Source organism: Rhodothermales bacterium, from assembly GCA_034439735.1.
GTDB lineage: Bacteria > Bacteroidota > Rhodothermia > Rhodothermales > JAHQVL01 > JAWKNW01.
Genome location: JAWXAX010000292.1, coordinates 1 through 9294, shown reverse-complemented (window position 1 = coordinate 9294; position 9294 = coordinate 1). Strand labels below are relative to the sequence as shown.

9 protein-coding genes are annotated in these 9294 nt (G+C 61.0%); 6 read left to right on the top strand and 3 right to left on the bottom strand.

Annotated features, from left to right (window positions below; genetic code table 11):
• Positions 1-682 precede the first annotated feature (682 nt).
• Complete coding sequence (locus SH809_20315) at positions 683-1171, top strand: ferritin-like domain-containing protein (GenBank protein MDZ4702066.1); 489 nt, start codon at positions 683-685, stop codon at positions 1169-1171.
• Between the two features lie 244 nt (positions 1172-1415).
• On the opposite strand, the gene SH809_20310 is transcribed toward SH809_20315, so the two are convergent.
• Positions 1416-3611 (bottom strand): DUF5060 domain-containing protein, encoded by a 2196-nt coding sequence (locus SH809_20310; GenBank protein ID MDZ4702065.1) that lies wholly within the window; start codon positions 3609-3611, stop codon positions 1416-1418.
• 468 nt (positions 3612-4079) lie between these two features.
• Between SH809_20310 and SH809_20305 the strand changes: the two genes are divergently transcribed.
• From SH809_20305 to SH809_20285, 5 genes are all read left to right on the top strand, one after another.
• Positions 4080-4901 (top strand): family 16 glycoside hydrolase, encoded by an 822-nt coding sequence (locus SH809_20305; protein MDZ4702064.1) that lies wholly within the window; start codon positions 4080-4082, stop codon positions 4899-4901.
• Positions 4902-4915: 14 nt separating this feature from the next.
• Positions 4916-5581 carry a DNA alkylation repair protein gene (locus tag SH809_20300; GenBank protein ID MDZ4702063.1) on the top strand — a complete coding sequence of 222 codons (666 nt, stop codon included), beginning with the start codon at positions 4916-4918 and terminating at the stop codon, positions 5579-5581.
• Positions 5582-5634: 53 nt separating this feature from the next.
• Positions 5635-5841, top strand: a complete 207-nt coding sequence (locus SH809_20295; GenBank protein MDZ4702062.1) for a hypothetical protein — start codon at positions 5635-5637, stop codon at positions 5839-5841.
• Complete coding sequence (locus tag SH809_20290; protein MDZ4702061.1) at positions 5825-6226, top strand: hypothetical protein; 402 nt, start codon at positions 5825-5827, stop codon at positions 6224-6226. The genes SH809_20295 and SH809_20290 overlap by 17 nt, the downstream gene beginning before the upstream one ends.
• Positions 6227-6304: 78 nt before the next feature.
• The gene (locus tag SH809_20285; protein MDZ4702060.1) at positions 6305-6850 is read left to right on the top strand and encodes a DUF4256 domain-containing protein; all 546 of its coding nucleotides are present in this window, start codon (positions 6305-6307) and stop codon (positions 6848-6850) included.
• A 32-nt stretch (positions 6851-6882) separates the two neighbouring features.
• Here the strand turns inward: SH809_20285 and SH809_20280 are convergent, their stop codons facing one another.
• The gene (locus tag SH809_20280; GenBank protein ID MDZ4702059.1) at positions 6883-8967 is read right to left on the bottom strand and encodes a NosD domain-containing protein; all 2085 of its coding nucleotides are present in this window, start codon (positions 8965-8967) and stop codon (positions 6883-6885) included.
• Positions 8968-8988: 21 nt separating this feature from the next.
• Positions 8989-9294 (bottom strand): hypothetical protein (locus SH809_20275; GenBank protein MDZ4702058.1); only part of this gene is annotated, 306 nt, incomplete at its 5' end.

Below are 9294 nucleotides of genomic sequence, written 5' to 3'. Positions count from 1 at the left end.
TCAACAGTTTCTCAAGGTTTAATGTGGCTTCCCTCAGCCTCTAACCTTGAACGGTCGTCGCAGCCATTCAACGGATTTACCGTGATGATACTTAGTAGAGACCAAACGTTGTCGTTCGCGAGATTCAAGATATCATCGGTAACAAGGGGCGAGTAGCGGCATGGATTCCTTCCACGGTCGTACGCTTCGACTCGTGGGTAGCTGTTGGCGCCCGCCCATCCTTTCCTGTTGCTTGAGGTGGAGTGTATCGTCTGTGTGCGGTCTTGTGCTTTACAGCGGTCATTGTTACTTTATGGCCGGGCGTTTATGTGTATGCCGGTAGTATCGCCCCCTTTATCGGTTTGTGCCCTGAGAACAGGTTGTGTTGAATTCATCAGGGTAAAACGAGTTTATTGTCAATGGTCAGGCTCGCACCCGTAGTGTCGCAGTTCTAGTCGGGGGAGTCTACGCCTGTCAGGGCGATGTAGTGGGCCGTTATTGATAAAGTGCCCTGTAGTTGGCTGCCTCCTGCGGCCGCTTACCGGCAACGTTCGTCAAATCACGCAACCTCCTGGTTCCCAATGCGGGGTCGATGGATCCGGCGGACCCGATTCGCCTTTGCCATCACAGAGCACCGGGCATCGGACCTGCTCTCCGAACGAGGTTAGCACTCTTCACTACAAACCCGGAAACGGAGATGTCAATGAAAACTCTCATAGATCTATACGTGCACGAAATTAAGGACCTGTACAGCGCCGAAAAGCAGCTGACCGAAACGTTGCCCAAAATGGTCGAAGCGGCCAACGCGCCAGAATTGCGAGAAGCGTTCGCAAGTCACCTGAAAGAAACCCGGCAGCACCTGGAGAAGGTGCACAACCTTCTGAAGAACCTGGGCGAGAACCCTGGTAGGACGAAGTGTAAGGGCATGGAAGGCCTGCTGGAGGAGGGCGAGGACGCAATCGACGAAGAGGCGTCGCCGGCCGTGCGAGACGCCTTCCTGATCGCCGCCGCGCAGCGGGTGGAGCATTACGAGATCTCGGGCTACGGCACGGCTCGCGCCTATGCACACTCGCTCGGCCGGGAAGAGGATGCCGAAGTCCTGAATCAGATCCTCGATCAGGAGTACTCGGCTGACAGAAAGCTCGGCAAGCTTGCGGAAGGCCATCTCAACGAAGCCGCCATGCAAGGGTAGCCCCGGTCGTTGAGTGTGGTGCCGGCGCGTTGCGGCTACATGCCGCTTCGCGCCGGTTCTACGCTTCGATGGCCGCTGGCTTTACATCGCGAGTAGAACGACACCGAAAACAGCATACGATTCAACAGGCGCTTTGCGCCGTGCCTCTATGTCCGATGGTGGTCTTCGTGGGCGTGTATGCGGCCTTTTCTCTGGCAGAACGCCAGAAGGCGCGTGATGTGGAGGAGCGCCGCAACGTCGCGGCTCAGGGATGCACCACCGCCATCGTCCTTACCTGATGCCCGGCATCCCCGACATCGAGCCGGTAAAAGTACAGTCCACTCGGCAGGTTCGACGTGTCCACCGCGTAACGATGTTCGCCGCGGGGATGGAACGCCTGGGTGAGCACCTCAACCGTTCTCCCGAGCAGATCATATACCGTCAACACCACCGGAGCGGGCTCGAAGAGTTCGAAGGTGATGGTGGTGGATGCGCCGGCTGGATTCGGATACGACGGGTGTAAGGCCGCCCGCCGGTCGGGGCGGGGCGCTTCGTTTTCCTCGCCGGCAACGACTGGTTTTTTAGTCACCACCGCCACGGCGTCCTCCGCGAAGTCGTACGGGCTGCCGATCGGTACCGAGCCGATGCCGGCTGCGACGGCGACCTCGGTGACGGAGCCCTCCTGGAGCGGCCCTCCGGCAAAGGCGTCGTACCAGCGAATGACGTAGGTGCCGGCCGGCAGGTTGAGTTCGAACGGCTCGAGATACGGCGAATAGACGAAGTAGGCCTCGCCGGTTTTGCCCAATACCCACGTGTTCGCGGCCGATGTGATGGCGTTCATGTTCTCCATCTCCCAGAATGGAAGCCCGCTGTCCAGGATCATGTCGACGCCGTTTCGCGTGCGCTCGAAGAACTCAGCTCTGAACCTGAAATCTTCCATCCAGATGTCGTTGTACTCGAAGGGATCCGAGCCAAAGTACCAGTCGGCGCCGGCACCGCCGGCCATGAGCGTCCCCCAGAAGCCTTCCCGACGGGCGCGTCGGTTGGACGGGTCGCGCGGATCGCGATCCGGCACGATACCGTCGCTCCAGTGGCCGATTTCATCCAGTACCACCACCCAGGGCCTCCCGGCCTCCTTCGAGGCCTTGACCCATTTCAGGACGGCGTCGTGGATGCGGCCCGGGCGGGACTGAGGGATGTCGAGGGAGTCGAGATCCGTCAGCCCCACCTGCATCGAAGCGCCGGCGAAGTTCTCAAAACCGAGCAGCGGCACGTAGTATCGGTCGTGCGCATCCAGCGTGCCGTTGGCCTGGGAAACGATGGGATGAGTGTATACATCCCAGTCACTTATAAAATTCGAGTAGTCCCGGATCTGGGCGGTCGTGGCCGAATTCTCCTCGCCCAGATTCCACACCACCGCGAGGTGGTGGCCAAAACGTGCCACCAGCTCCCGGTACAAGAGTTTTCGAATACGCCCCAGCTCGCCGCCGTCCAGATCCCACTGATTGATACGATCCTGGGTGACCAGGTTCATGGAGATGCCCAGGCTGTCCATGTGGCTGAACACGACCTCCCACTGGGCGAGTTTGGCAACGCTGAATCGATCCCGCGATTCGACAGCCGGAGTTAGCCAGGGCCATACGCCGGTATCTTGCCCGTTGCCGTCGAGCGCCGTGTTATTGACGATAAAATAATAACTATTGACTTCGAGCGCGCGCAGGTAGTTCAGTGCCCCGATGACCCCCTTTCCCCTGGAACGGTCCGGCCCCCAGAGTGGGTCGCCTTCGCGGTAATCCGGAAGATGGGGTGCAAATTCGTGCGGCGGAATGACGGGCTGGGAGTCCTGCTGGTAGGTATTGTGGAATTCGTGGTAGTGGAGCAGGTTTTCGGGGCTGCCGGCGCCGTTTTTCAGGAAGGGGGTGTTCGATCCTGAAAAGTAGAAGTAATGGGAGTTGGCGTACCGCAGAAAGCCCTTCGCCCGGAAGTCGTCGCCTGTCTTATCGGTTTCGCCGACGATGAACGAGCCGGTTGCCCCATCGGCGCCTATTGGGTTTCCAGCGAGACGGTCCAACACGCGATCCGGGCCCGTCTGAAACGAAACGCGATAGGTCCATTCACCCGTTTCGTGGGGGGTAAGGTGGGCCATCCAGACGTTGCCCGAGGTGGCTTCCGTGTAGGCGGCCTGTCCGTCGCCGGCGTAAAACCCGGGCACCTCCAGCACTTCCGCGCCATCGGGGGAGGTAAACGTGACGAGTAAGCGGTAGTCGGTAAACGGATTGGGAACGCTCGTCTCCGACACCGCGCCGCAGTCGGCCTCCGGGCAGGTGACTCGAACGGAAACGGAGTGCCATTGTTGGAAGGCTCCGTCGACGGTAACGAGGTCCTGCGCCTGTGCGGAGAGACAGGTCATCAGGACGAGCAAGGTCAGAAAGGCTATGCGGAGGATGATGTGTTTATGCACAAGTATCAAATAGAGTGAGTAGGGACGTCTAGAGACGGCGAGTGGAAATGCGGGTTCCAGGTGAGAGGGACTATACGTGCAATACGTCTAGTGTGTATTTTGCCGCGGAAGACCCGTAAGGTTCCTCTTACAAACTGAACAACGCTTCATGGCCACTATTACGGATACCTCGCCTCCATCAGCGCCGTGCTCGGCGGTTTTGCGCTGGCGTTTTTGGGACGCTTTTCAGCCGAACGGAGGGCCGCGCTTCGGCGTGGACGATGGGTCTGAGCGCGGCCGCGGCCGGCGCCTTTACGGTGGGTGAATGGTAGCTCCCATCAGCGTCCAGAGGGTGGGATCTCCGCTTTTCCGACCAACGTACATCGCGCTTCCTGCTGTCGAGGCCGCTGGTAATCCGCTAATTCGATTTGAGGAAAATCGAGGTATCTTCTTCCTTTCCTCTAACCTGCTACCATACGCCCCAAAGCCATGCCCTCTCGTCGTCAGTTCCTCAAGCAATCCGCCGCGCTGGCTTCGCTGCCGGCGCTTCCGGCGGTCCTCGCCCTGCCCGGCTCCCGGCCGGATGAGGCCGATTTTATCTCGCTCTTCGACGGCGAAACCCTCGCCGGCTGGCATAAAAACCCCGAGAAGATCTGGCACGGCACCGGGGGCCGCTGGGTGGTCGAGGATGGGGCGATCGCCGGCGAACAGGATCCGCCAAGCTCGGGCAACGGCGGCATCCTGCTGAGCGATCGGAAATTCGGCGACTTTGAGCTGCTCCTCGAAATCAAGCCCGACTTCGGGATCGATTCGGGGCTGTTCCTCCGGGCGACGGACAAAGGCGAGGGGTTCCAGATGATGATCGACTACCTGAACGGCGGCGTCGTCGGCCAGCTCTATGGCGAGAACATCGGCGGTTTCGGGGCCGCGTCGGTGCGGCTGCGGGGGACAACCGATGCGGCCGGCGCCCTGACCCGGCTCGACGCCGAGGCGAACCCAAATAACGTCGAAAACCCCATGACGTACGCAATCTCGCCGGAAGACTGGCTGAAAGCGTGGAAGATCAACGACTGGAACCGGGTCCGCATCGTCTGTGTGGGCGACTATCCCATCATCAAAGTCTGGATCGACGACGCACTGGTGACCGATTTCAACGCGTCGACATTCACCCACCCGAACTACGACCGCGAAAAGACCCGGGCCACCCTCGGGCGCGAGGGATCGATCGCCCTACAGGTCCATGGCGGGGCGGACCGCTGGGCGACGGGGGCGAAGAGCCGCTGGCGCAACATCCGGGTGCGGGAGCTATAACGCCATTTTAACCAATGACCCTGGAAGAATCCCTCTCCTACCTCGAGACCCTCGGCAGCGAGAAGGTCCGCGCGATGCACCGGAAAAACGGCGCCGGCGAGAACCTGTACGGCGTCAAGATGGGCGACATCCGGAAGCTGGCCGCGAAGATCAAAAGCGATCACGCGCTGGCGCTGGAACTGTGGGACACCGGCAACCTGGAGGCGCGGCTCCTCGCGATCCTCGTCATGAAACCCAACAAGCTCTCGGCCGATGCATTGGATCACATGGTGCGATCGGCCGACTTTGGTTGGCTGGCCGACTGGCTGAACGCCTACATCGTCAAGGACCATCCCGATCGTGAGGCGCTCCGCCTTCGTTGGCTGTCCGACGATCACCCCTGGGCCGCCCGCGCTGGCTGGAGCCTCACCGCCGGCCGCGTTGCGCGCAGCCCGGAGGGGCTGGATCTGGTGGCGTTGCTGGACCGCATTGAGGCCGAGATGGCCGGGGCTTCTTCCGCCACGCAGTGGACGATGAACAACACCCTCGCCGGCATCGGCATCCACCACCCCGAACACCGTGATCGGTCGATGGCTATCGGCGAGCGCCTGGGTATCTATCGCGATTACCCGGTCTCGAAAGGCTGTACCTCGCCTTTTGCTCCCATCTGGATCGACGAAATGGTGCGCCGGCAGGGGTAACCTCAGGGGAGCCATCGGCCATCTCGTGCGTTCCTTTCGCCATACAATCCATCATGACCATGGCAGACGTACGTATCGACCGGACCGCTTTTTCTGTTGTGACTTTCGGCGAACAACAGAACGATGAAAAGCAGTACTGGCTCTCCAAAACCCCTCATGAGCGCCTGGAGGCGGTAGAAACAACGAGGCAAATGTTATATGGCTACGATTCCGCTACCGCCCGACTTCAGCGCGTTTTTGAGGTTGCTGAACGAACATGATGTTGCCTACCTCTTGGTGGGCGGTTATGCGGTAGGCTATCACGGGTACGTGCGCGCCACGGCAGATATGGATATATGGGTGGAGCCCACAGTCGAAAATGCTCGCCGTGTGACAGCGGCATTCAGAGAATTCGGATTCGATGTACCAGGACTCGAACCGAAGCTTTTTCTCGAAAAAAATAAGATTGTCCGGATTGGCCAGCCCCCCGTCCGAATTGAAGTGATGAGCTCCATCTCAGGTGTTGTATTCAAGGAGTGTTATGAGAAGCGAACTCAGGCTGACTGGGATGATCTGATCGTTCCTATCATAAGTCTTGCTTGCCTGAAGCAGAATAAACGGGCGAGTGGGAGATTGAAGGATCTGGCCGACCTGGAGTATCTGTGAAACGATATTTCCAAAAGGGAATACGATCATTGACGATGCTAAAAAAACCTCGGCGACATGACTCCTGGAGGTCTTTCCATGAAAAAGGGTAAAGATGACTCGTTAATCCAGACCCTCGAACAGCGTTTCGCCCAAAACATGCGGCGCCACGCCGGCATCACCTGGGATCAGGTGATCGCCCGGCTGGAAGAGCATCCTGAAAAGATGAAGGTGCTCCTTGGGATGGAAAACACCGGTGGCGAGCCGGACGTGATTGGGATGGACGAGCCCACCGGGGAAATCATTTTCTGCGACTGCTCCCCGGAGAGCCCGGCCGGCCGGCGGAGCCTGTGTTTCGACCGCAAGGCGCTCGATGCCCGCAAGGAAAACAAACCGGGTGGCAACGCGCTGGAGACGGCCGCGGCCATCGGCATCGAACTGTTGACCGAGCCGCAGTACAGGGAATTACAGGAACTGGGCGAGTTCGACCGAAAAACGTCGAGTTGGATGCAGACGCCGGAGCACATCCGGAAACTCGGTGGGGCACTCTTCTGCGACCGTCGGTACGACACGGTGTTTGTGTACCACAACGGCGCGGAATCCTACTACGCCGCCAGAGGGTTTCGGGGGCGACTCAGCGTGTAAAGCGTGCCCGGGAGACACCATGTTTGGCGTCTTTACGGAGTAGCCTTTTCCAGCGTCGCCACTAGCGTCGCATACCCGTCGATCTCGAAGTGTTCGATGCGGAGCTCATGGCGGCCGCCCAGCTCCAACTCGATCCGTTCCAGTTTCGGGGGATGATACGTCCAGTCGTCGTGGATGAGCCGGCCATCCAGCCACACCCGCACGCCGTCGTCGCTGGTGAGATCGAGGATGTAGCTTCCGGTTGGCACCTCGAACGTGCCCGTCGAGACCGTGGCGAACTGGTTGGCGGTTAGGCCGTTGCCGGGGCTGCCGTACCACTGGTAGCCGAGGTCGGTCGGGCGGTCGGTGAACAAGGGCGCGCCGGCGATGAGGGCGCGGAAGGCATCGGGTTGGGTGCGCGGATCGGTGGTGGCGTCGTAGGCGAAGAAGTCGACCCGCCAGGTGATGGCCGCACGGAAGTGGCGGTAGGTGTGGACGTACGGGGTGCCGGCGGGCGTGACGGCGCCGAAGCGGTCTACCACCGTTTCGCCCATGTACTCCAACGCAAGCGTCATGTCGACCACGTCCCCTGTTGTCCGCCAGACCACGACCGAGTCGGGCATGGATCCGGACATCGCGGAGACGGAGTCGATGCCTGCCATATCGGCGATGCGCCACGTGCCGGCCGGGCCGTGGATATCGAACACCTGCCGGACGCCAATGCGCGGATGCCTCGGCCACAGCACCGGCGACCGGAAGTCGTATGGCCCCCACACGTCGATCATCATGAAGCGCCGGCCGCGCGGCAGGGCATCGGGCCAGGCCGGCAGGGCGGATGCGGTCTCGGTCGACGCCCGCTGTATACCGGAGATGATCCGGTTATCGCGTTCGGACACCGGATCGGTGTTCAGGATGCGCAGCGGCTCAGCGACGCCGGCGAAGGTATTCCGATGGACGGCGTAGTCGCGGCTGCGGGTGTCGCGGTGTCGGGCATAGCCCCAGTCGGCCGGCTGGGAGGCTCGCTCCCAGGCGTAGATGCCCAGCTTGCCGCCGGAGAAGGTGTTGTCGGCGATGGTGATGTTCTGCCCGTGTTCGATGGCGATGTGTTCGTCGTTGTCGACAAACGTGTTGCCGGCGATGACGGTGTCGAACGAATAGCCGCCCCAGATGCCGTGCCAGCAGCCCTCGAGGTAATTATCCAGGATGGTGTTTCGGCTGAAGGTGACCTCGATGCAGTTGGTGGGCGCGAAGGAGAAGTCGTTGCCGACGATCCGGTTGTCGTTGCTGCCGCCGCTGCCGTCGTCCATCGTCGTCTGGCCGGCCCAGAGAAACAGCCCATCACCCGAGTGGGTGGCCGAGTTGTAGGCGATGGTGTTATGGCTGGATTGTTCATAGAGGAGGATCGCGGCGGAGTCCTGGCCGCGGTAGTAGACGCCCTGGCTGTAGCCGCGCACGTTCCAGTCGAGCCGGTTGTGGAGCACCACGTTGTGGCTGCTCCGGTACATCCCGATGCCGATGGCCGAGTTAAACGTGATCGCGTTGTCCTCGAGGAGGCCGTGGTTCACATCGGTGAGCATGATACCGTTTTGCCCGCCGGTCACCGTCACGCCGCGGATGGTGGGTCGCTCGCAGCGGTTCAGGTAAATCGCGGCCCCGTAGCCCAGCCATTCGTCGGCGTTGTTGATATGGTAGGACATCCAGTCGTCCAGATGCTCGCGTTCGATGGTGCTTTTGAGCCGCTGGCGGTAATTGTAGCTGAAGTCGCCGCCGTCGATCGTGAGTTGGTCGGCATCGCGGGCGATGAGCCCGACTTTATAGCCGCGCACCACGGCGTTTTTGATCGTCACCCCGCGCCCGCCGGCAACGAACACCCCGGATCCCTCGAACGTATCGGGTGCAGCGCCCGGCAGCGCGCCGTTGAGGATCGCCCCGTTGAAGTCGACCGTGATGCTGTCGCCTTCGATCCGGATGGCGCCCAGGCTGTCGGCCGGCAGGTAATACTCGCCGGGGGCGACGGTGACGGAGGATGTGATGACGAGGTCGGCTTCGAGGTGGAGGAGGTTCTGCGCAACAGCGGGAGAGCAGAACAACGTCAAGGAGGCCGCTATCAGGAGTGGGATTTTATGAGATGCTGGCATGGTGCTTGTTTTTTGATTCGTTTACAAACGCTTCGCCGGTCCACTGTGCCCCGCCCGACCTGCCACCACCAGCGCCGCGGCCACACAACCCACAAAAATACACCCTTCGATGCCGGCGAGGATGACACGCGTGGTAGGTCCGAAGCGCACATCCCCGAAGTAGCGCCCGATGGCTTCCAGCTGAAGCCGCGAATCCGAGAAGGATCGCGCCAGCAGGTCCAGGCTGCCACCCATCAGATGCCCGCCGGCCAGGGCGATAAGCACCCCCATGACAGCGCCCGTCGCGGCGGCCGCGGCGATGGGGCGCCAGCTCGCCGGCGTCTCGAT